General features: G+C 42.6%; 19 protein-coding genes. 17 read left to right on the top strand and 2 right to left on the bottom strand.

All coding sequences use genetic code 11. The features are described from left to right. Window positions 1–2 precede the first annotated feature (2 nt). The 6 genes from MHN81_RS02180 (at window position 3) to MHN81_RS02155 (ending at window position 6,673) form a co-directional block, all read left to right on the top strand. Window positions 3–779, top strand: a complete 777-nt coding sequence (locus MHN81_RS02180) for an enoyl-CoA hydratase (protein ID WP_023400463.1) — start codon at window positions 3–5, stop codon at window positions 777–779. After that, entirely contained in the window at window positions 779–1,918 is a 1,140-nt protein-coding gene (locus tag MHN81_RS02175; RefSeq protein ID WP_239424927.1) for an enoyl-CoA hydratase/isomerase family protein, read from the top strand. The genes MHN81_RS02180 and MHN81_RS02175 overlap by 1 nt, the downstream gene beginning before the upstream one ends. 10 nt (window positions 1,919–1,928) lie before the next feature. Continuing rightward, a complete protein-coding gene (mmsB, locus tag MHN81_RS02170; RefSeq protein ID WP_023400465.1) occupies window positions 1,929–2,819 on the top strand; it encodes a 3-hydroxyisobutyrate dehydrogenase in 891 nt (296 codons plus the stop codon). A gap of 24 nt (window positions 2,820–2,843) precedes the next feature. Continuing rightward, complete coding sequence (locus MHN81_RS02165; RefSeq protein WP_023400466.1) at window positions 2,844–3,605, top strand: SDR family oxidoreductase; 762 nt, start codon at window positions 2,844–2,846, stop codon at window positions 3,603–3,605. Window positions 3,606–3,843: 238 nt separating this feature from the next. Continuing rightward, complete coding sequence (locus MHN81_RS02160) at window positions 3,844–4,386, top strand: sel1 repeat family protein (RefSeq protein WP_239424926.1); 543 nt, start codon at window positions 3,844–3,846, stop codon at window positions 4,384–4,386. Between the two features lie 241 nt (window positions 4,387–4,627). Beyond that, window positions 4,628–6,673, top strand: a complete 2,046-nt coding sequence (locus tag MHN81_RS02155; RefSeq protein ID WP_239424925.1) for a S9 family peptidase — start codon at window positions 4,628–4,630, stop codon at window positions 6,671–6,673. Between the two features lie 72 nt (window positions 6,674–6,745). Here the strand turns inward: MHN81_RS02155 and MHN81_RS02150 are convergent, their stop codons facing one another. Together MHN81_RS02150 and MHN81_RS02145 are read right to left on the bottom strand one after the other, a co-directional pair. Beyond that, window positions 6,746–7,963, bottom strand: a complete 1,218-nt coding sequence (locus MHN81_RS02150; RefSeq protein ID WP_023400469.1) for an alpha/beta fold hydrolase — start codon at window positions 7,961–7,963, stop codon at window positions 6,746–6,748. Between the two features lie 57 nt (window positions 7,964–8,020). Beyond that, window positions 8,021–8,890, bottom strand: a complete 870-nt coding sequence (locus tag MHN81_RS02145; protein ID WP_023400470.1) for a pirin family protein — start codon at window positions 8,888–8,890, stop codon at window positions 8,021–8,023. A 1,348-nt stretch (window positions 8,891–10,238) separates the two neighbouring features. On the opposite strand from MHN81_RS02145, the gene MHN81_RS02140 reads away from it, so the two are divergent. The 11 genes from MHN81_RS02140 (at window position 10,239) to MHN81_RS02090 (ending at window position 20,974) form a co-directional block, all read left to right on the top strand. Then, on the top strand, window positions 10,239–11,855 hold the full coding sequence (locus MHN81_RS02140; protein ID WP_023400471.1) for an aromatic amino acid ammonia-lyase: 1,617 nt from the start codon (window positions 10,239–10,241) through the stop codon (window positions 11,853–11,855). 38 nt (window positions 11,856–11,893) lie between these two features. Further along, complete coding sequence (locus MHN81_RS02135) at window positions 11,894–12,166, top strand: phosphopantetheine-binding protein (RefSeq protein WP_023400472.1); 273 nt, start codon at window positions 11,894–11,896, stop codon at window positions 12,164–12,166. Between the two features lie 14 nt (window positions 12,167–12,180). Beyond that, window positions 12,181–12,660: a MaoC family dehydratase gene (locus MHN81_RS02130; RefSeq protein WP_023400473.1), complete on the top strand. Its 480-nt coding sequence runs from the start codon at window positions 12,181–12,183 to the stop codon at window positions 12,658–12,660. Continuing rightward, the gene (locus MHN81_RS02125; protein WP_023400474.1) at window positions 12,657–14,195 is read left to right on the top strand and encodes an AMP-binding protein; all 1,539 of its coding nucleotides are present in this window, start codon (window positions 12,657–12,659) and stop codon (window positions 14,193–14,195) included. Before MHN81_RS02130 ends, MHN81_RS02125 begins: the two co-directional genes overlap by 4 nt. Then, window positions 14,182–16,437: a beta-ketoacyl-[acyl-carrier-protein] synthase family protein gene (locus tag MHN81_RS02120; RefSeq protein ID WP_239424924.1), complete on the top strand. Its 2,256-nt coding sequence runs from the start codon at window positions 14,182–14,184 to the stop codon at window positions 16,435–16,437. Before MHN81_RS02125 ends, MHN81_RS02120 begins: the two co-directional genes overlap by 14 nt. After that, window positions 16,421–17,194, top strand: coding sequence for an ABC transporter ATP-binding protein (locus MHN81_RS02115; protein ID WP_023400476.1), 774 nt, complete (start codon window positions 16,421–16,423; stop codon window positions 17,192–17,194). Before MHN81_RS02120 ends, MHN81_RS02115 begins: the two co-directional genes overlap by 17 nt. Continuing rightward, window positions 17,187–18,287, top strand: a complete 1,101-nt coding sequence (locus tag MHN81_RS02110) for an ABC transporter permease (RefSeq protein WP_023400477.1) — start codon at window positions 17,187–17,189, stop codon at window positions 18,285–18,287. The genes MHN81_RS02115 and MHN81_RS02110 overlap by 8 nt, the downstream gene beginning before the upstream one ends. Next, entirely contained in the window at window positions 18,284–18,703 is a 420-nt protein-coding gene (gene fabZ / locus MHN81_RS02105; RefSeq protein WP_239424923.1) for a 3-hydroxyacyl-ACP dehydratase FabZ, read from the top strand. Before MHN81_RS02110 ends, fabZ begins: the two co-directional genes overlap by 4 nt. Next, window positions 18,696–19,415 (top strand): SDR family NAD(P)-dependent oxidoreductase, encoded by a 720-nt coding sequence (locus tag MHN81_RS02100; RefSeq protein ID WP_023400479.1) that lies wholly within the window; start codon window positions 18,696–18,698, stop codon window positions 19,413–19,415. Before fabZ ends, MHN81_RS02100 begins: the two co-directional genes overlap by 8 nt. Then, the gene (locus MHN81_RS02095) at window positions 19,412–20,128 is read left to right on the top strand and encodes a hypothetical protein (RefSeq protein WP_023400480.1); all 717 of its coding nucleotides are present in this window, start codon (window positions 19,412–19,414) and stop codon (window positions 20,126–20,128) included. Before MHN81_RS02100 ends, MHN81_RS02095 begins: the two co-directional genes overlap by 4 nt. An 87-nt stretch (window positions 20,129–20,215) precedes the next feature. After that, complete coding sequence (locus MHN81_RS02090; protein WP_172642419.1) at window positions 20,216–20,974, top strand: SDR family oxidoreductase; 759 nt, start codon at window positions 20,216–20,218, stop codon at window positions 20,972–20,974. The last annotated feature ends 3 nt before the right edge of the window (window positions 20,975–20,977 follow it).

Below are 20,977 nucleotides of genomic sequence, written 5' to 3'. Positions count from 1 at the left end.
AAATGTCTGCACAATTAAAACTTGAAAAACGTGGTCACATTGCAATTGTAACTATGTCTAATCCACCCGCGAATACTTGGACGCGTGATACATTGGTTGGCTTAAAAGAGCTGGTTAATGAACTAAACGCGGACAAAGAGATTTACTCTCTTGTTATCACAGGTGAAGGTGAAAAGTTCTTCTCAGCAGGCGCTGATTTGAATGTATTTGCAGATGGTGACAAAGGTGTTGCGGCTGACATGTCACGCGTCTTTGGCGAAGCATTTGAAACTCTGAGCAACTTCCGAGGCGTATCGATTGCAGCGATTAATGGCTTTGCAATGGGTGGCGGTCTAGAAGTCGCGTTGGCGTGTGATATTCGTATCGCAGAGGCGCAAGCACAAATGGCGTTACCAGAGGCAAAAGTGGGCTTACTTCCTTGTGCTGGTGGTACCCAGAATCTATCCTGGTTGGTCGGTGAAGGTTGGGCGAAGCGCATGATTTTATGCGGTGAGCGCCTTAAAGCTGACAAAGCAGAAAAAATTGGCTTAGTTGAAGAAGTTGTTGAGCAAGGTCAGGCACTAGAAGCGGCTTTAGAGCTTGCAACAAAAGTAGAAGATCAAAGTCCTGTTGCAGTTACTGCGTGTAAGTCACTTATCCAAAAAGGCCGTACAGGTACCATCGATAGTGCACTGCCGTTAGAGCGTGAGTTATTCGTAACTTTATTTGATACACAAGATCAAAAAGAAGGCGTCAACGCATTCTTAGAAAAGCGTAAAGCAAATTGGGTGAATGGCTAATGGTTGAATTACAGTTACTAAACCAAGAAGACGCGCCGGTCGTGTTTCAATTGGCGCACTGTAATAACGACACGAAGGTCGCAATTGCGACCTTAAATGCGCCAAAAGCGCTGAACGCGCTAAATTTAGACATGATCCGCTTACTGGCTCCTCAGTTGAGTGAATGGTCGGCCGATGACAGCATTGCGATGGTGGTACTGAGAGGGTCGGGTGATAAGGCTTTCTGTGCTGGCGGCGATGTTGTCAGTTTATATAAAGCGATGGCAGCCGACGATGGAAATAACTTCCTCGAAACTTTCTTTAGCGAAGAGTACAAACTCGATTACCAAATCCATAATTATGACAAGCCTATTCTACTTTGGGGTAATGGCATCATTATGGGGGGCGGTTTGGGCCTGATGGCCGGGGCTAGTCACCGTGTGGTAACAGAAACGTCGCGTATTGCCATGCCTGAAATCACCATCGGTTTATATCCAGATGTGGGCGGCTCTTATTTCTTAAATAAAATGCCAGAAGGTGTTGGCCTGTTTTTAGGTTTAACAGGCGCTTCTGTGAATGCCAATGACGCTAAGTTTGTTGGTCTGGCAGATCACTTTATCAATGCTGATCACTTTGACATCTTGTTGCATAACTTAAGTGAAGTAAATTGGGGTAAAACCAATGTGCTGAATCACGATAAATTGACACAACTATTATTGTCAATTGAAGAGGGCGCTCACTCACTGCCTAGTAGCGCGCTTAAGCCGCTAGCAAATGAGATTAAGAAGCTAGTGGATTTGCCAAATTTATCTGCGCAAGTAGATCATATTTTGTCCATTGACAGCAGCGAAAACAAATGGCTGAGCAAAGCTCAGGCGGGCCTAAAACACGGCTCACCACTGAGTGCCGTATTAGTCAGTGAACAACTTAAGCGCTTTGCGGGCCAATCTTTAAAAGCTTGTTTTTCACAAGAGCTGGCGATGTCCGTTCACTGTGGAGAGGTGGGTGAATTTCAAGAGGGCGTGCGTGCATTATTGATAGATAAAGATGGCAAACCAAACTGGCGCTTTAAATCCATTGCTGATGTAGACGGTGATGTGATTGAGAGCTTCTTTGTACCTAAGTGGGATGACAAAAACCACCCATTGGCAACTATGTAAGGAAATAAAAATGGCAAAAGTTGGATTTATTGGCCTAGGTAATATGGGTGGCCCAATGGCCGCAAACTTAGTGAAAGCTGGTCACAGTGTGACGGTATTTGACCTTAATGAAGAAGTTGTAAATCAACTAGTTGAACAAGGTGCTAGCGCCGCCACAAAAGTATCTGATACCTGTACAGGTGCAGACTTTGTGATCAGCATGTTGCCAGCTGGCAAACATGTTCGCTCAATTTATACTGGCGAAGATGGATTAATCAACTACCTTAGTAAGTCGGCACTGGTTATTGACTGTTCGACAATAGACGCAGAGTCCGCCCAATTTGTTGGTAAAGAGCTGGCAAATGCAGGCGTGTCTTTTGTTGATGCACCAGTGTCTGGGGGTGTGGCCGGAGCTGCTGCTGGGACGTTGACTTTCATTGTAGGTGGACGCGACGAAGATTTTGCCAAAGCGCACACAGTGTTGAAGGATATGGGTAAAAATATCTATCACGCTGGGGACATAGGTGCCGGGCAGGTCGCAAAAATTTGTAATAACATGCTGCTGTCAATCTTAATGGCAGGGACCAGCGAAGCACTCCAAATGGGTGTAGATCACGGCTTAGACCCCAAAGTATTGAGTGAGATTATGCTCAATAGCTCTGGGCGCAATTGGACACTTGAAGTGTATAACCCATGCCCGAATGTACTGGACAATGTTCCTTCTTCAAATGAGTACAAACCGGGCTTTATGGTGGATTTGATGGCAAAAGACTTAGGACTTGCAATGCAAGCCGCTCAGCAGACAAATTCAGCCACCCCAATGGGCGCACTGGCTAAAAATCTTTATAACCTAATGCAAAACCAAGGCAAAGGGGCGGAAGATTTTAGTGCGATATTTAAACTTTTCTCTGAAAAGTCTTAAAACGTAAAGGTTTAAAATTTAGTTATGAATGTAGAAAATAAAACGGTTGTAATTACAGGTGGTGCACAGGGCTTAGGTCTTGCAATGGCACATAAAATGGCAAGTTTGGGCGCAAATCTAGCGCTTGTTGATATGCAAGAAGAAGTTTTGCAAGAAGCTGTAGAAGAACTTAGCCAATTTGATGTAACCGTTAGAACTTATGTTGCGAATGTCAGTATCGAGAGCAATGTAGAAGAAGTATTTGATAAAATCGTTGAAGATTTTGGCTCGTTATCTGTACTGATCAACAACGCGGGCATTTTACGTGATGGATTGTTTGTAAAAGTAAAAGACGGTGAAGTGGTTAAAAAGATGTCTCTTGATCAATTCCAGTCTTTAATGGATGTGAATCTCACAGGTGTATTCCTGTGCGGACGAGAAGCGGCTGTTAAAATGATTGAGGCAGATCAAGGTGGCGTTATTATTAACATGTCCAGCGTGGCGCGTGCGGGTAATATCGGCCAAACTAACTACTCGGCAGCAAAAGCGGGTGTAGTAGCAATGACGACAACATGGGCGAAAGAGTTAGGTCGCTATGGTATTCGTGTCGGCGCAATTGCACCTGGTGTTATTCGCACTAAGATGACTGATGCGATGAAGCCTGAAGCGAAAGAGCGTTTGGTTAAGATGAAGCCTGTTGGCCGTTTAGGCGAAGCGCAAGAAATAGCCCACACGGCACAATTTATCATTGAAAATGAGTTCTTTACAGGTCGAGTTGTTGAAATTGACGGCGGTATTCGACTTTAAAAAAATATCGAGTGTTTTCGTTATTTTGTCATAAAATATCGTTAATATTCAAAGTATTCGCATACTTATGTTCCTTTATCTTCGAAAGAAGAGAGTGTGTTGAATAAAGCGGTGGGGGTGTGTCCCGCCGCTTTTTTATTTTTAGACTGCTATATTTAACACTTTATTCGTTTTTACTCTTTTGATTGCAACGAGTTATCCTGACTCAAATTATAATTCTTATAATTAAATCGACCGGATGTCTATCATTATACAGAAGTTACTTCTTCTAATTGTATTGATAACACTACTACCTGCGTGCCAATCTAATCGCGCCATTATTAAAGATATTGATGCGATTCATAAGCAGGAAAAAAAGGGTATCAAGCTCTACCATCAAAAAGCATATCCAGAGGCATTTGAGGCGCTAAGTGAGCTCGCTACATGGGGCTATAAGGATGCACAATATTACTTGGCATTTATGTTTTTAAAAGGCCAGTACGTTGAACAGTCAACGATAATTGGTATGGGTTGGCTAGGTGTGGCTGCCGAGTCCGGTATTGAAGAGTGGGTAAATTTTTATGATGCGCTCTATGTCAAGGCAACGCCTCAGATGCAACATAAAATAGACAAAGTGGTTGCGCATTACAAACGTAAATTTGGTTTGAAAGCGCAATTTGTAACTTGTCGAAATTCAACAAGCGTTGGCTCAAATAAAGTGGCTACGAAATGTACCAAAGAAGATAAAATATCTAAAGTCTACCCCCTAGATCTGAACGAAGCGCAACTCAGTCTCGAATAGTTATTTGCACAAAGATATAGCAATCAAAGCATTTATAGAAGTTACTGTGGTTGATTAATATACGTTTATTGGGTCATATAGTTATATATTAGACACTTAGTTTTTTTGTTTCAATCAGAGTGTAACCTTCTGCTTTATATGTTTTTAATTGTATTTCTCCTGACGGTTTCCTGATAAAAGAGTTTGTTCACTGGATGGATGGCTCAGGCCGTTATACAAAGAAGGCACAGGAGGAAAAACTATGAAAAAAACGAATGTGATTGTAACCTTATGTGTTGCAACAACCTGTGCGCTTAATACATTTATGACCCAAGCAAGCAGTGAAAAGTATTTACAGCCTGAAGATTACTTTGAGCTTAAGTATGTTGATCAGATTGATATATCAGACAGCCGAAACGATATCTATTTCGTAAAAAACCAGTTTGATAGAGTCAATGATAAAAAACTAAGCCAAGTATGGTTTTACCACAATGCCACACAAACACTACAGCCTGTGGATACAGGGACCTATACCAGTTTCGCACCGTCTCTCAGCCCAGATCAAAATACGCTGGCCTATATTGCAAGCAAAGAAGGCAATAAGGCACGTATTCACTTTAAAGACCTCGAAAGTGGTCAATTGACTTATACCCAGTGGTATGAGGGTATACCGAATAACTTAACTTGGTCACCAGACAATCAATCGGTTGCATTTACGATGTTTGTTGAACAGCGGATAAACTCGCCAATACCACTATCCTCAAAGCCACACAATGCGAACTGGGCCCCTGAGCCAAAACTGATCCAATCTACTCGATATCGACTTGATGGTACGGGATATTTGAAATCGGGTGCGAGTCAAATATTCATGCAATCAGTGAGAGAGTCTTCCCCTAAGCAGATTACTTCAGGTAAGTATAGTCATACTGGTAAACTCAGTTTTGCAAAGGACGGACGCGGTATTTATTTGTCCGCTAAACGTTACGCAGAACCGGCGCTCTCACATTTCAATACCAATATTTATTATTTGGATTTAGCAACACATAAGATTTCTGGTGTTGTTGAGCGTGAGGGCCCAGACGATATGCCAACAGTATCACCCGATGGTCGTTATCTGGCTTTTATTGGCTATGATGACAACGGCATGATTTATCAAAACAAAGAGCTGTATATCAAGGATTTGCGAAGTGGTGAAACCAAAGCGCTGACTACGGGGCTTGATAGGAGCGTTTCACAATTACAGTGGAAATACGACAGCTCCGGTATTTATTTCAGCTATGACAATCAAGGAAAAACACATCTCGGTTACAGCGGATTAAAAGGTGATTTTAGAGTGCTGACTGAGCAGTTGGGGAACATGACTTCGGGTCGCCCATATGCTGGAGGGGAATTTGATGTTGCCGGAAATGGTATGGTGGCATTTTCACTGGCTGATACTCAAAGACCGCCTGAATTAGCTATTTTACAGGGAAGAACGGTAGATAAAATCAGCGATTTTAATGGAACTTTTCTGGATAACATTAAGCTTGGTAAAGTTGAAGAGCTATGGGTTAATTCGGGACATGACAACCGCCCAATACAGGGTTGGGTTATTTATCCGCCAAGTTTTGACAAAAATAAAAAATACCCTTTAGTGCTAGAAATACATGGCGGACCGATGGCCAACTATGGACCGCATTTTACAGCAGAGCTACAGGTGCTTGCGGCAAAAGGCTACGTGGTTCTGTATATGAATCCAAGAGGCAGTGATTCATATGGCAACGAATTTGCGCAGCTGATCCACAATAATTTTCCCAATCATGAGCATGATGATTTAACCAGTGGTGTAGAGTACTTGATTGAGCGTGGTTTTATTGACGAAAAGCGACAGTACGTTATGGGCGGCTCAGGGGGCGGTATGATAGCAACTTGGATGTTAGGTAAGACACAGCGGTTTGCTGCTGCGGCCATAATGAAGCCAGCGGTAAATTTATATAGTTTTGTGTTGACGTCTGACTTTTACCCGATGTTTACGCAATATTGGTTTAATGGCAAACCTTGGGAAAATACAGCGCATTATTTAAAGCATTCCCCTATAACATACATGGATAATATAAAAACCCCGAGTTTGTTAATGACAGGGGAGGCGGATTACCGAACACCAATTTCTGAAACGGAGCAATTTTACCAAGCGCTTAAGTTACAAAATATCGACACAGCGATGGTAAGAATGCCAAACATGAGCCACGCGCTGACCGCTAGGCCCTCATATTTGCAGCAAAAGTTAGAGTATATCCTTTGGTGGTTTGAGCGTTATGAGCGGGATTGACATGTAATGTCATCCAAAGCAGTTGTTGCTTGCGTCGCTCAGTGCTCCGCGAGCAACAACGAAAGACACCGACTAATAAGTGTCTTTTAGTTCGGTCGTAACTTTAATTTCATTGTGCAGTGTTTTATGTACCGGGCACTTATCTGCAATGCGCAAGAGTTTTTGCTTTTGTTCGGAGGTTAAGTCACCTTCTAACTCTATCTCTCGTGATATATGCTCAGCGTAACTGTTGTTGTCGTCGCAGTTATCGCAGTCCTGATGATGGTTTTTTTGGTGGTGTAAAGTCACTTTAATGTCTTTTACTGGCAGCTTTTTGTAATTTGCATACATGCGCATCGTCATCACAGTGCAGGTGCCAAGGGCTGCTAACAAGTGCTCATAAGGGTCTGGTCCAAGATTTTTCCCACCGACGTGAGTCGGCTCATCGGCCAACCATGTATGACTATCACTGACAACATTTAAGGTAAACTTATGGTCTCTTTCACTTACGACTAGATGGCCGTTTTCAACAGCCTCTGTTTCAGCTTTGGGCTCAGGATGAGGCGTAATGTACTTACTAACCCATCCAGAAATCGCAGTTGCTGCGTATTCAGAATCACTTGCCTTACTGAGTAAGTGGTCTGCACTATCCAAAGATATAAAGCTTTTCGGGTGCTTCTCTTTGGAATAAATGGCTTCTGCTTGCTCAATGCTCACGACGTCGTCGACAGGGCTATGCATTACTAGGAGCGCCTTTTTATTTAAAGTATTTTGCTGTGTTTTATGGGCTGCTAAGTCATCCAAAAACTGTTTTTTTATACTAAATGTACGCATACCTAGCTGGACTTGCGCTTCGCCAGTTTGGTTGATTTGATCGACATGCGCTGAAAAATTGTGGACCACGTGGTGTGCATTGGCGGGGGCTCCAATAGTAACAACTGCGCTGACTTCTTCAATTTGGTTGGCAGCGGCCAAAACCGCTGCGCCGCCTAAGCTATGGCCGATGAGAATTTGCGGTGCATATAAGCGCTGGCGTAAATATTCTGCTGCAGCATACAAATCATCTAGGTTAGATGAAAAGTTACTATTGGCAAAGTCGCCATCGCTATTACCTAGCCCTGTAAAATCAAACCGCAGTACAGCATATCCTTCTTTTACCAAAGCTCTAGATATACGCGATGCTGCTGCGATGTCTTTTGTGCAGGTAAAGCAATGAGCGAAAAGTGCAACCGCTTTGATATGGCCGCTCGGGCGCTCAAGCAGGCCCGCAAGGGTGTTCCCATTACTAATAAACTCGACTTTTTCTCTCATGATGTTGTCCGTTTTTGAATAGGCTAAAAACTCACCTTAAATAAGATTTGAGTGTATTTACAAAGTGCGCTTTGTGGGCAAGGGCACATACTCAAGATTGTCATACTTAATACTAGGAAAATCACCTTGCTGCCAATCTCGCTTCGCTTGTTCTATACGATCTTTACTAAATGACACAAAATTCCAATGTATATATGGCACGTTCTCCCATTTATCGCCACCTAGCAAGACCAGACGCGCATTTTTTGACACTGAAATGGTTTTGTCTGAGGCTGCAAGTAGCACAAAGTCGCCAGGGTTATAGGTTTGGCCTGCGACTTTAACTTCTCCATAAATCAAATAAATTGCCGTTTCTTGCTTCGGATTAGGGACCTCTAGCTGATTTTGTGCTGACGCGATGATATCGACATAAAACATTGGAGAATAAGTAGCTATAGGTGATTGAAGTCCATACGCTTCTCCGGCGATCACTCTTTTCATTACTCCCTTGTGTGTTATCTGTGGCAAGTCGTGTCTACTGATATGCTCAAAGCTAGGCTCTATGTCGCTATAATGTTCAGGCAATGCGACCCACAATTGCAAGCCATTCAGATTATGCTGGCTAGCCCGAGTTTCAAAGCTTTCTCTTTCTGAATGCACTATTCCTTTACCTGCAGTCATCCAGTTGACATCGCCGGGGGTGATTTCAATACAATTGCCCAGTGAATCTCGGTGTAGTATTTGGCCTTCGATTAAATAGGTTAGTGTCGATAAACCGATATGGGGGTGAGGTTGAACTTCAATGCCTTCACCGACAGGAAAGCTTGTTGGGCCCATATGATCGAAAAAGATAAATGGGCCAACCATGCGCTTTTTCATATGCGGTAGTAGTCGGTTGACGGTCAATCCGCCAATATCATATGTGGTTGAATTGAGCAATTGAGCCACGGTATGAAACTCCATTAAGGTGAAATTAAGACAATGCTTAAGTTAGATGGTAGTTTTAAAGAACAGCGGCGTAAAACCGAAAAATATGGACATATAGTTCGATTTTGTAGAGTGTTTTGTCCGCTATGCGCACAGTGAGGGAATGGATAAGTGCGCTTTGATGTATATTTGGCTTTCTAATTGTAGTAAATAGAACTGCTCATTCCTTGGTTTCAACACGCTTCTTCCTCTTTATAGCTGCGTCAGTTTCTGTAACTACAGTGATGTTCAGAGGTTTGCAAAACCTGACAATTCATAGTTGTTTCCTGTTTGTGGTATTACAAAAAACTCTAATTAAACATGTTTCATGATCAGGTAAGTGGATAACGACTCACGTTGTGGCTAAAAAGGTGCATGAAAAATACACTTCGTATTTGAGTATGACAATTTTATTGCTCACTGACGGCACCATTCTTTTTTTTCGCAAAGAATAGATGCGCGTATTATTTCATATAAGCCGAATTGACACGCACCTATAGGAAATATTTTTGTTTTTTTGAGCGTAACCAAAACTTAATTGTTGTAAAAAGGTGCACTTTATTCGGGTTTTTATGTTTGTACCTTATATGGTTACTTGAAAAAATGGAAATGTTTACACAAAAATGTAGGTGTACATAAAAGTATAAAATTATACTTTATATAATATTTCTAAATTAATCTATTCACCAGTGTCTATTCATTTTTACGACATAATTTTTTAACCTTTGTAGGTACAGTCTCTTGTTTTGGTTCTTTCTGTTGGTTGAGTTAATATTCTATTTTAATTTGTATGAGTTTATTTATATGGGTGTTTAAAAAGTCAAATCTATTTTTATTAATTTATTATAAACCTTCACCTTTCTTATATTTTAAACTTTATCGTAATAATCTGGTCATCACTTGAAGTCTTTTCTAGCAGTTCAGCTTACAAATGTTAGCTGAAAAGCACGTCTTTTTTGTTAAGTTCAGGGTGGTTTGCTTTCCCCTTTGGTGTTTGTTTTTTGTTAAATCAGGTTGTTTTATCCACTATTTTGTAAAAGTTTATAGCAATAAATGTGTTTGATGTAATTCTTGTGGGTACTATTGATTGATTAAATGTAATGGTGTAAAAAATGACACACACGCTTTTGAGTGAGTTGATCAGTATCTATTTGCACCTTTTTGAGGGCAAAGGAAGACCATATGAGCGATGAGAGTGGCATAACGATGATAATAGATATTACGTCATGAAATGCTTGGGAATACATGCTCGATTTATATTTTCGCGATTATAAATTTTAAATATAAAACTTAGATGACCGTTTTTTAATTGTTAAAGGAAGCAAGAAAAATGAGTAATGAACTCTCTTTTTCAGATTCAATAGTTGAGTCTGAAAATAAAGTAGTATCCACAATAGATATAGACTTAATAAGCCAGCTAACACTTGAAGATATAAAGAAGTTTATCTACGAGAATTATCCGAAAGTGCAGTTGAATGGAGAGGTTCACAAATCACTCATTGAGAATAACCGGAAGTATATAGATAAGCGTATTTCGGATAGAGAAGACATCTATGGTGTAACAACTGGGTTTGGTAACTCTGCGAGTAACCGAATTTCTCCAGCCATGTCTCAAGAGTTGCAGAAAAACCTATTGGCATATCATGGGTGTGGCGTAGGCGAATATCTAAGTGAACGTGATTGTGCAGTAACTCTATTGATCCGATTGAACTGTAATGCGAGGGGCTATTCAGGTGTCAGTTGGGAGTTATTGAAACAAATGGAGTTATTTTTACAACATAATATTTTTCCAGCGATCCCTGCGAAAGGCTCGGTAGGTGCTAGCGGAGATTTAACTCCACTGTCTTATATTGGCGCAGCACTTAATGGGCAGCGAAACGTTTATTACCAAGGTGTGATCAGACCGACATCTGAAGTGTTTGAAGAGCTCAATATCACGCCTTATGAACTAAAAGCGAAAGAAGGCCTAGCAATCATGAATGGTACTTCTGTCATGAGTGCAATAACTGCCAATACGATTAATGAGCTTGATAAGGCCATTGATATTTCGTGTAAGTTAATTGCTTTGTTCGTTGAACTGATTGACGGTAGAGCATCCCCTTTTCATCCAAAAGTGCATGAGTTGAAGCCACATCAAGGGCAAAGATATTGCGCTGACCTGATTTATAAACGTCTATCAAATCCAGAGCTCAGGTTAGGCCGCAGACAGCGAACAGATAAAGTGATTGAACACGGAATGAAAGAAACTTTCCGCTTGCAAGATAGTTATTCAATTCGTTGCTCGCCACAGGTATTAGGGCCATTGGTTGATACGCTGAACTGGGCAAAGTCAGTTTTACAAGTGGAGATCAATTCAGTCAATGACAACCCTCTAATTGATCATGAAAGTGACTTGATACTCAACGCAGGCCACTTTTATGGTGGACATATTGCTGCAATCTGCGATGCGCTAAAGCCTCAAGTTGCAAATATGGGCGCGTTATTAGAGCGTGAGCTGGGTATTTTAGTTGATGACAGGTTAAACGGTGGTATTCCAAATAACCTCGTTGCAGTGGATGACTTGGGAGACAAGGCTTGGATCAATCATGGATTCAAAGCAATGCAGATCAGTGCGTCAGCTTTGGTGGCTGAAGCGCTCAAGCAATCTGGACCGATGTCTGTCTTTTCTCGTACGACTGAAGCATTGAATCAAGATATTGTGAGTATGGGCACAATTGCTGCTCGTGATTTGAAGAATATCCTTTCTTTGATTAAGCCTGTTATCGCCATTCAAGCTATGGCAATTCGCCAAGCATATTATGTCCTTGATAAGGACCAATCTGCTGAAAAGTTAAATGGGTTATCTCGTGCGTTTTTTGATTCTCTAGCTTCTACTTTCTCTCCGGTTATCGAAGACCGCGCGCTAGACGGTGAAATTGAAGAAATGGTTGCCTTTTTATTCGATTAAATAAAGCGCTAAAAATTTTTTAAATCTAAGGAAGAACAATGAATAGTACACAAGAAATTATCACATTTATTAAACATGACATTTTAATCGAAGAGTTAGAAGTTGCAGACTCTCTAGAAGAAATCGACGAGCATGCAGCACTAGTTGGTGATGGCTTGGATTTAGACAGCATTGAGCTTTTGGATTTAGTGTCGGCCGTTGAGAAAAAGTATGGACTTAAGTTCAAGGAGTTTCCCAGTGAATTAGTGCAAAAGAAAATGGCATCAATTCATTCTCTTAGCGAGTTTATTTCCGAGCAAGTTGCGGCATAAAAGTTGAGAAGACGATGACTCTATACACGGCTGGAAAAACCTATAGGGAACTTAACGAAGGAGATAGTGCTGTTCATTCTAAAACTATCTCTGAATCAGACGTATACAGTTTTGCTGGGATCACAGGTGATTTCAATCCATTACACGTAGACAGCGTTTTTGCTCAGAAAATGGGGTTAGCAGGACGTATTGCTCACGCAGGGATCGCGCCAGCCATGGTAGCGCAAGTAATTGGTATGAAACTACCTGGGGTTGGTTCCATGGTGACTAATATGACAGTTAGCCACCATGCGCCTTTGTATATTGGCGATACCATTTATGCACATGTCCAAGTGACGCAAAAATTACCCAATCGGCATGTCCGGCTGACTATCACTATTTTAAATCAGGACAACGAACTGATTTGCAGTGGTGAGGTTGAAGTCGTACCGCCAAAAGCGTCATTCAAAAAGCGCGTTGCAGCCATTGATTTACAGGAAATAGTAACTGAATGAAGGATTTTGAAGACTTAGTCCAACAGGTGCGCCAACAAATCGTAGATTCAGTTGAGCTAGAAGAGTCCGAAGTGAAGCAGCTGTCCAATGAAGATGATTTATTGGCCAGCCCTTTATTTCTTGATTCGGTTGATTTATTGCAGGTTTACTCAGATTGTCAACGAAAGTTCAATGTCGTGTTTAACAATGCTGATTATGATGGTACTCATACAGTAAGCAATATTTCAAAGCGTATTGTAGCCGCAAAAACAAAGGGTGTATTAGGTAATAACAACGCCGCTTTTTATTCTTCAAACGGTGACAGGTATAGTCGTCACGAATTTGAGCAGTATATAACAACTCTGATAGCTGCGATTGGACAGGTAAAGATCAATCGCCACGAGCCTGTTAGAGTACGAGATACTGATCCGGTCAAAATGATGTTGATGGCCGTTGCTTTGGTATTTAGCGGTTGTAAACCACTCCTCAGTGCCCAACCAGAAGGGGACAATGCATTGGGGTTTGACGAGTTGATGTCAACTCATGCAACTGCACCTTCTGAAACATTGAGCAGCAATTTATATGCTCAATTGGAGCGTGTGCAAAATAATGCCGTGATCGGGTTTGAAACTTCAGGCAGCACTGGTGTGCCAGTTCAAATTGAAAAATCGCTAGTGAGCATGTTGCACGAAGTAGATGAATTAACAACGTTGTTTGACTTTAAAGCGTTAGATCTCGTTGATGCATATGTCTCACCGGTGCATATGTACGGGTTTATTTGGAGTTTTTTACTACCGCTAAAACTGGATATCGCAGTGGTATATCAATCAAATACCCTGTCTCGACCTGCTCCCTCAGGGTATGAGGCTATTATGGCGGTAAGTGTGCCAGCTCTATGGCAAAGTATTTCTGGAGGGTTGTCCGATAGGTACCACTATGTCGTTAACTCTGGTGGAAAATTCGGCCAACAAAGAGATACACAATTTGCCAGTCTCAATGCAAATAGAAAAACACAGTTGCAGGGGATTGATGTACTTGGAAGCACGGAAACCGGCGCCATTGCGTATCGCATGATGGGGCTAGACGACATTCAAACATATCGACTACTTCCGACCGTGAAATTGATGCCAAATGGTGAAGAGCACATTATCTATTCTGACTTTTTACCTTATGGCATCGAGTCAGCGCCTTTGGACGACAAAATTGAAGTTTTACCTAACAACCAAATTCGACATTTGGGCCGCAAAGACAACGTATTTAAATTTAAAGGCAAACGCTACTCTTTAAAAGCAATTGAAGAAAAGCTATCCCAGCTCTTTGCTGGGCATGCCCTTAGAGTTTACTTCATCGAACAAGAAAATAACGTACGCGGTGGCGAGCTCATAGCTTTTGTTGAAAAAGTAGCTGCTCAGTTTGAAACCACTGAGGAGATAAGAGCGTTATTCCAAGATTTACCCATCCCCAAAATAGAATTCATTGATGAATTACCTACCAATGCAATGGGCAAAGTCACATTGCAAGGTTTACAGGAGAAAGTAAGAAATGCCAGAGTTTAAATCCCATGCAGTAATAACTGGATATGGCGTAATTTCTTCGTGTGGCGATAACGCGCACGAGTTGTATCACTCAATGCAATCACAGCGATCAGGAATTGCTTCTTTAAATTGTTTTGATGTAACTGGCCTTTCGAGTGATATCGCAGGCATTGTTCGGTCGATCCGTGAAAAACACCAAGATGAAAGAGATGCATTACCTGATTTTTCTACCTTGTTTGCGATTAAAGCGATAGAGGAAGCATTGGAGTCGGCAAACATATCTCGAGAAACTTTGGCACAAAAACGGGTGGCGCTATGCGTAGGTAATGCCAATACCGGCATGGAAAAGCTAGAAGACGGCATTATTGAAAATAAGCTAGCGGCATTGATTGAATATCCTGCTCATAAGCAAAGTGACAACATTGCTAAGCACTTCGGTATATTGGGACCCGTATTGACGTTTACCAGCGCATGTACATCGAGTAGCAGTGCAATGGGGTTTGCTAAGCAGCTAATCGATAAAGGAGTTGTTGACTTAGTCATCGCTGGTGGTACCGATGCGCTAGCTAAAACCATTTATGCAGGATTTCATTCTTTGCAGTCTGTGGCACCTCAAGTGTGCTCTCCCTATGACGTAAAAATGGGGCTGAGCTTAGGGGAAGGCGCTGGCTTTGTTATTTTAGAACCCCAAACACAAGCTAGTGAGCGAGGACAAAAAGCCGTTGTTCAACTAGCTGCTACAGCGTCTAGTTTAGATGCATATCATGCAACCGCGCCCGAGCCATGTGGTGCTGGTGTGAGACGCTCTTTCGCCACAGCAATGGCGAAAAGTGACGTGACTGTAGAAGATATCGATTATATTAACACCCACGGTACGGGCACTCCTGCGAATGATGGTGCTGAACTTAAAGGCATATTCGCAGCCCTGCAACCACGAGCCAAAAATTCTTTGCCTGTATCAAGTTCTAAGTCATATTTTGGCCACACCTTAGGCGCTGCGGGTGCCATTGAATTTATTTCTGCATTGGTTGCCATCGAGCAAGGAGAAATCCCTTCAACACTCAATGGCGATGATATTCGAGAAGACTGTCAAGGCCATGACATTGTTGTTAATGGGTTAAGAAAGCATAAAGTAGACTGTTTTGCTGCTACAAACTCGGCATTTGGCGGCCACAATACCACCTTACTTGCACGTAAATTGGTCTCAGATATTCCTGTTGCAGCAGAGCAAAAAGTATATGTGTTGAGTCACAGTAATATTGCAAATGAAGTGGGTTACTCTAGTGGCTCAGAGCAACAAGCTCTGAGTTATGCCCAGGAATTTTCCCTTAAGCAATTTCAGCCAAGTCTGTTCCGTCGCCGTATGAGTGCGATAGGTCAATATTCAATTGGCGCATCCTACTTGGCATTCAGTGGTGCCGATATTGATTTTAGCGACAGTGAAAAACCCCCAATGGGAGCGTACTTTGGCACCACTGTTGGTGCTTCTCAGGTACAGCAGCGCAATCTATCTGATCTACTGCAACATGGCCCTTCTGGGGTTAAAAGCACTTTGTTCCCCGACACTGTACTCAATGCGCCATTGGGCAACCTAGCTTTGGCATTTGGTTTAACGGGTTGTTCAGCGAACTTTAGCGACTTAGGCAATGAAGGTATGCATGCTTTGTGGCATGCCTATAACGACTTAAGTGAAAATAAGATTTCTTATGCGTTAGTGTGTAGTGCTGAAGACCAAAGCGATAAATCAGATTTGGTTTGGCAACAAATGCAAGTGGATGAGCAGACGCTGGGAAGTGGTGCCAATGCAATGATCGTGGTTAACCAGCAAGACGCGCGTGCAAACCGAGCATTGGCCCAAATTCACCAGTTTAGTGGTGGGCAGTGGTACTTCAAAGATGACGTTCAGCAATGGCTTTGCTCGGCACTAGAGCAATATACCGCAGTGCCAGATGTCATTGTTTTAAGCATGGTAAATACGCATCACTATGAGGCATTTTCGAGTGTACTCAAACAGCATTTTCCTTCAGCGCACATTATCAATAGCAGAGATTACAAAGCATCAGGTGTGGCTTGCCAAAGCTTAGATGCAGTGAGCGTAGCAACAAGCTTAATTAGAGGACGCACATTTATGGGTCGTGAAGTGGGATTACAGGGTCTCGATGCGCCTGAGTCTGTGTTGGTCATGAGTGTTAATACGCAGCTGGGTGCATCGACGTGTATCGTATCGAAAATCAAAGGGGATACTCATGTCAGCGGTCATTGATGTTACGGATTTGAAAAAGTCTTACAGCAAAAATAGTCGCCTTGTCTTAAAGGGGCTGTCTTTCAAAGTTAACAAAGGCCAATGTTTTGGGCTATTGGGGCCAAATGGGGCGGGAAAGTCAACCACATTGGAAATATTACAAGGGCTAAAGAAGCCAACGTCAGGCAACGTCAGCCTGTTTGGCATGGATTGGAAAACCAATGAGAAGCAGATCCGCATGAAGATTGGCGGTCTACTACAGTCCAATAGTTTGTATGGTAGAACCAAGGTTAAAGAAGCGATCACCTTGTTTGCGAGCTTTTACAAAGAACCGATGGACGTAGATGAGCTAATTGAAAGGTTTGGTCTAACAGATAAAGCCAATGCATGGCTCGATAGCCTAAGTGGTGGACAAAAACAGCGGGTATTTCTTGCCATGACAATTGTTGGCAAGCCAGAGTTGATCTTTCTAGATGAACCGACAACCGGGTTAGATCCCACCAGCCGTCAGAGCTTCTGGGAAATCATCAAGTCGCTCAAAGAAGAGGGGATGACGGTGATCCTCACAACACACTATATGGATGAAGCAGACTATTTGTGTGATGAGTTATTGATCATTGAGCAGGGCCGTATTATTGAGTCTGGCACGCCGGATGCAATTATCCACCGCACCTTCAAAGATCCGGTAATTAGAGAGCCACGCAAAGCAACCCTCAATGACGTGTTTTTAAAGTTAACAGGCCACGATATTCTAAAACAGGAACGAAGTCATGCCTAGTAATGTACTGACAAGAAAGCCATTTTGGCAGCTTATGCTGCTTAATATTCGCCCGTTTTTTCGTGAACCAGCAACTTTATTTTGGACCTTCGGTTTTCCCATTTTTATGGCACTTCTTTTGGTTCAAGCGTTCTCTGGTGAAAAGCCAATGGGGCCAGTCAATTTGGTTGTCATAGAACAAGAAAAAATAGATGCCGATTGGTTTCAGGCGATAGAGAAGGACAAAAAGGTCAGCTTAATAAATATTAACGACTCAAATCTAATCGCTCGTATCAATGACCATTTTGCCAAGCCAAGCACCGAAGTGTCACCCGGTGAGGACCTAGCATCCATTTTATCCAGTTATAACGATGTCTTGATTTTGACTCCAAGTGGTCTATTTTCAACGCGAAATAGCCATGAACAAGCCATTGCATTTAGCTATGTAATGGCGCTGCAAGATCAAATGCGTAAGCCTTATCTTGAGGGGGTGATTGATCTAAAAGGGTTTAGGTATATCGATTGGCTGATCCCCGGTATTATCGTGTTACAGATAATCGGTATTGGCATTACATCCATTTCTAATGGGCTGGTTTCTGATCGGCAACAAGGTTTTTTCAAGCGCCTTAAATTATCTCCGTTTAGCCGCTTAGACTACGTCATTGGCATTGTCTTCGCCCGCGTCTTCTTACTGGTCTTTCAGCTAGTTGCCTTGTTCGCTACCTTCTACTTTTTATTTGGTTATCAACCCATGGGGGACTGGCTGAGTATTCTAGTGGTGCTGCTATTGGGGTCGATTGTATTGTGTTTAATCGGGGTTTTGGTTGGTGCTCGCAGTCAGAAAGTTGAAGTGGCAACGGGAATTTCTAACTTGCTGTACTTTCCACTGATGTTTTTATCCGGGATCTACTTTGATACCTCCAACTTTCCGCAAACGATTCAAAACATTGTGCAATGGTTGCCTTCCACCGCCTTTTTGGATGCATTTCGACTCACTGCAAATCAAGGGGCTTCCCTTGCAGAGGTATCTACGCAAATTCAAACCCTGTCTGGTTTCACCCTTGTATTACTTGTGATGGTTTTCTTTTTATTCGACTGGGGAGATGAAAAATGATTTCACCGGATAATTTACCGCATAAGCCGCCATTTAAATTTGTTGACCGCATTGTTGAGGTGCAGCCCAATGAGTCGATCATCGCACAAAAATTTATTGGATATAACGAACCGTGCCTTGAGGGCCACTTCCCAGATGAGCCTATTTTTCCTGGCGTGTTAATTGTGGAAGCCATGGCGCAGGCCAGTGGGTTGTGCATTACAGGGAAGTCAAAAGGCGTGATTGCGGGCATTGACAAGGTCAAGTTTCTTACTCCCGTTTTACCCGGTCAGATTTTGGAACTGCGTGCATCAGTTGATACTGCGCTCGGAGAGCTGGTGAAATTTAAAGTTGCAGCTTGGGTGAACGAAGAAGAAGTTGCCAGTGCTCGGATTGCCATTCGGTATTTAGAACATGTGGGAGCGAAGAATGTTTAACGACAAGGTTGTTATTGTTTCAGGGTGCTCAAAGGGAATTGGCTTGGAGATTTGCATTCAATACCTTGCCGAGGGCGCTAGCGTATATGGTATCGCGCGTTCTAGTGTTCCAGACGTATTGGCGTCTCACCCTAAGTTTACTTGGTTGCAAGGTTCGATATCAGAGACTGGCTTTGTGCTAGATAGTGTTAAATCGATTCAATCACAGGAGCAGCGGATTGATATTTTGGTTAATAACGCAGGGATTAATCACGATAATTTAATACAGCTAATGGCGCTAGAAGAGTGGCAAAAAGTACTGACGACGAATTTAAAAGGCACTTTTAACTTATGTCATCAAGTACTGCCGATTTTTAAAGCGCAGCAATTTGGCCGCATTATTAATATGGTGTCAAAAAGTGGTGTGGTTGGACGCGAAGGCCAAATCAACTATGCAACGTCTAAAGGCGCCATTATTGGCATGACAAGAACCATTGCGCGTGAGTATGGCAAAGACAATATTTTGTGTAACGCCGTTGCACCAGGTTTGATTGAAACCCAAATGGTGGATAGCGCAGAGCAGTCCATTGTTGCTCCCATTATTAACTGTACCAGTGTAAGACGAATGGGGCAGTGCAGTGAAGTTGCACGTACCGTATTGCACCTCACATCAGACGAGCCTAATTATCAAAACGGAGAAGTTATCCATCTGGACGGAGGGTTTTTAATATGAGTGCAGCGCAATCTTTACTCTTAGTACAAGCGCAAAGCGAGTTTGATCAGGCTGTGGTTGATCACTACCTTAGTGCAAACGTCAATGTGATTTTGATAGCACCTTCGGAGCAATTTGAATCGCAAAATTCAGCACTACCAAGCCTGTCACTGGCGGAAATTCAAGGGCAAGTCGAACCTGATATTCAGCTGCTATTGACGGAAAAAGGGATGCTCGAAGATGGGCAATCACTGGTCGTTATTCAAGGTGTTCAGTGCGCAAATGAGCAAGCGCTGTTTACGGATGAGCGTTGTTTGGTGCAAATAACAACGTACTTAGATAGTACGTTTGTTATCTATCAAAACTTGGCGGGTTGTGTCAAAGAAGCGGGCGCGAACATTGTCTTTCCGTTGTATTCGGACAGTTTAAGTTATCTTGGCCAAGAAGTGAATTCGGTGGTCAACCATGCACTGAATGCATTTATGAAAACTTTAGCCAGAGAACTTACCAGTGACAAGGTGTTCATCAACAGTGCTGTGATCCCCTATTTGGCAAAAGATGAAGCAGAGCGAAAAAAAATGCGCCGCGCACTAAAGCGTTCTGTATTCGGTATGCGCCCAACTGTGTTTTTACGCCAGGAGTTTATCGAGTTCATCGCACACTTTTCACACTATAACAAAATGATGACAGGGCAGTGTATGACCATGCGCCCGAGCACAGAGATATCCGTTTAACAATTCAACATTGAGTATACGCATATGAGCCAAAAGTGCCTCGGTACTTTTGGCGTGACGTGGCCTTTAAAGAGAAGAAGCATAGTAATGGAAACAATGAATATTGATGGGGCTCCATTAAGAATTTTGGTGCTTGGTGCAACCTCAGATCTCGGGCAGAGAACCTGCCATGATTTAGCAAATAAAGGTTACGAACTGCTACTAATTGGGCGAAATGAACAGACCTTGGGCGAGTTGGCGGTGTCTTTATCTGGGCAGCATAAAATCGCCGTCGCTGATTTGAGTACACCAGATGAGTTGACGCCAATCATTATCGACAATGCAAAGCAATATGGTGCATTTAAAGGGGCTGTATTTTGTGCTGGTGTGCACGCAATGACCACATTGCGTCAATCTAGTTATGCAGACTTTGAGAAGATTTATCGTATTAATTGCGGTGGTGCACTGGCCATGATTAAAGCATTTACACGCAAAAGCGTTAGAAATACAGAGGGAACAACGTCAATTGTACTACTGTCATCCGTCAGCCAGTCTGCAGGTGAAGCAGGTATTTCTGGCTATGCGGCCAGTAAAGGTGCGCTGGGTAGTCTAAGTCGATGTGCAGCATTGGAGTTGGCCAAGGATCGTGTGTTGGTGAACTGTATTGCAGCAGGCATGATCCAAACCAAGCTCAATGATGGTTATCAAGGCATGGCGAAGCCGGGTCACTTTGACAAGTTGGCTAGCATGCACCCCTTAGGATTTGGCTCACCGGAGCATGTATCAAAAGAAATCATTAATTTATTGGAAAGTGAATGGACCACAGGCAGCACTGTGTATGTTGATGGAGGTTATACATGTGCCTAAATA

It is taken from the genome of Pseudoalteromonas sp. Of7M-16, from assembly GCF_022347805.1.
GTDB classification, from domain to species: domain Bacteria; phylum Pseudomonadota; class Gammaproteobacteria; order Enterobacterales; family Alteromonadaceae; genus Pseudoalteromonas; species Pseudoalteromonas luteoviolacea_F.
This window is presented reverse-complemented; position numbering and strand designations above follow the sequence as displayed.

What these genes read in the sequence shown, in the direction of transcription:
- MHN81_RS02180 (WP_023400463.1), top strand. Translation starts at nt 3, where the DNA reads ATGTCTGCACAATTAAAACTTGAAAAACGTGGTCACATTGCAATTGTA.
- MHN81_RS02175 (WP_239424927.1), top strand. Translation starts at nt 779, where the DNA reads ATGGTTGAATTACAGTTACTAAACCAAGAAGACGCGCCGGTCGTGTTT.
- mmsB (WP_023400465.1), top strand. Translation starts at nt 1,929, where the DNA reads ATGGCAAAAGTTGGATTTATTGGCCTAGGTAATATGGGTGGCCCAATG.
- MHN81_RS02165 (WP_023400466.1), top strand. Translation starts at nt 2,844, where the DNA reads ATGAATGTAGAAAATAAAACGGTTGTAATTACAGGTGGTGCACAGGGC.
- MHN81_RS02160 (WP_239424926.1), top strand. Translation starts at nt 3,844, where the DNA reads ATGTCTATCATTATACAGAAGTTACTTCTTCTAATTGTATTGATAACA.
- MHN81_RS02155 (WP_239424925.1), top strand. Translation starts at nt 4,628, where the DNA reads ATGAAAAAAACGAATGTGATTGTAACCTTATGTGTTGCAACAACCTGT.
- MHN81_RS02150 (WP_023400469.1), bottom strand. Translation starts at nt 7,963, where the DNA reads ATGAGAGAAAAAGTCGAGTTTATTAGTAATGGGAACACCCTTGCGGGC.
- MHN81_RS02140 (WP_023400471.1), top strand. Translation starts at nt 10,239, where the DNA reads ATGAGTAATGAACTCTCTTTTTCAGATTCAATAGTTGAGTCTGAAAAT.
- MHN81_RS02135 (WP_023400472.1), top strand. Translation starts at nt 11,894, where the DNA reads ATGAATAGTACACAAGAAATTATCACATTTATTAAACATGACATTTTA.
- MHN81_RS02130 (WP_023400473.1), top strand. Translation starts at nt 12,181, where the DNA reads ATGACTCTATACACGGCTGGAAAAACCTATAGGGAACTTAACGAAGGA.
- MHN81_RS02125 (WP_023400474.1), top strand. Translation starts at nt 12,657, where the DNA reads ATGAAGGATTTTGAAGACTTAGTCCAACAGGTGCGCCAACAAATCGTA.
- MHN81_RS02120 (WP_239424924.1), top strand. Translation starts at nt 14,182, where the DNA reads ATGCCAGAGTTTAAATCCCATGCAGTAATAACTGGATATGGCGTAATT.
- MHN81_RS02115 (WP_023400476.1), top strand. Translation starts at nt 16,421, where the DNA reads ATGTCAGCGGTCATTGATGTTACGGATTTGAAAAAGTCTTACAGCAAA.
- MHN81_RS02110 (WP_023400477.1), top strand. Translation starts at nt 17,187, where the DNA reads ATGCCTAGTAATGTACTGACAAGAAAGCCATTTTGGCAGCTTATGCTG.
- fabZ (WP_239424923.1), top strand. Translation starts at nt 18,284, where the DNA reads ATGATTTCACCGGATAATTTACCGCATAAGCCGCCATTTAAATTTGTT.
- MHN81_RS02100 (WP_023400479.1), top strand. Translation starts at nt 18,696, where the DNA reads ATGTTTAACGACAAGGTTGTTATTGTTTCAGGGTGCTCAAAGGGAATT.
- MHN81_RS02095 (WP_023400480.1), top strand. Translation starts at nt 19,412, where the DNA reads ATGAGTGCAGCGCAATCTTTACTCTTAGTACAAGCGCAAAGCGAGTTT.
- MHN81_RS02090 (WP_172642419.1), top strand. Translation starts at nt 20,216, where the DNA reads ATGGAAACAATGAATATTGATGGGGCTCCATTAAGAATTTTGGTGCTT.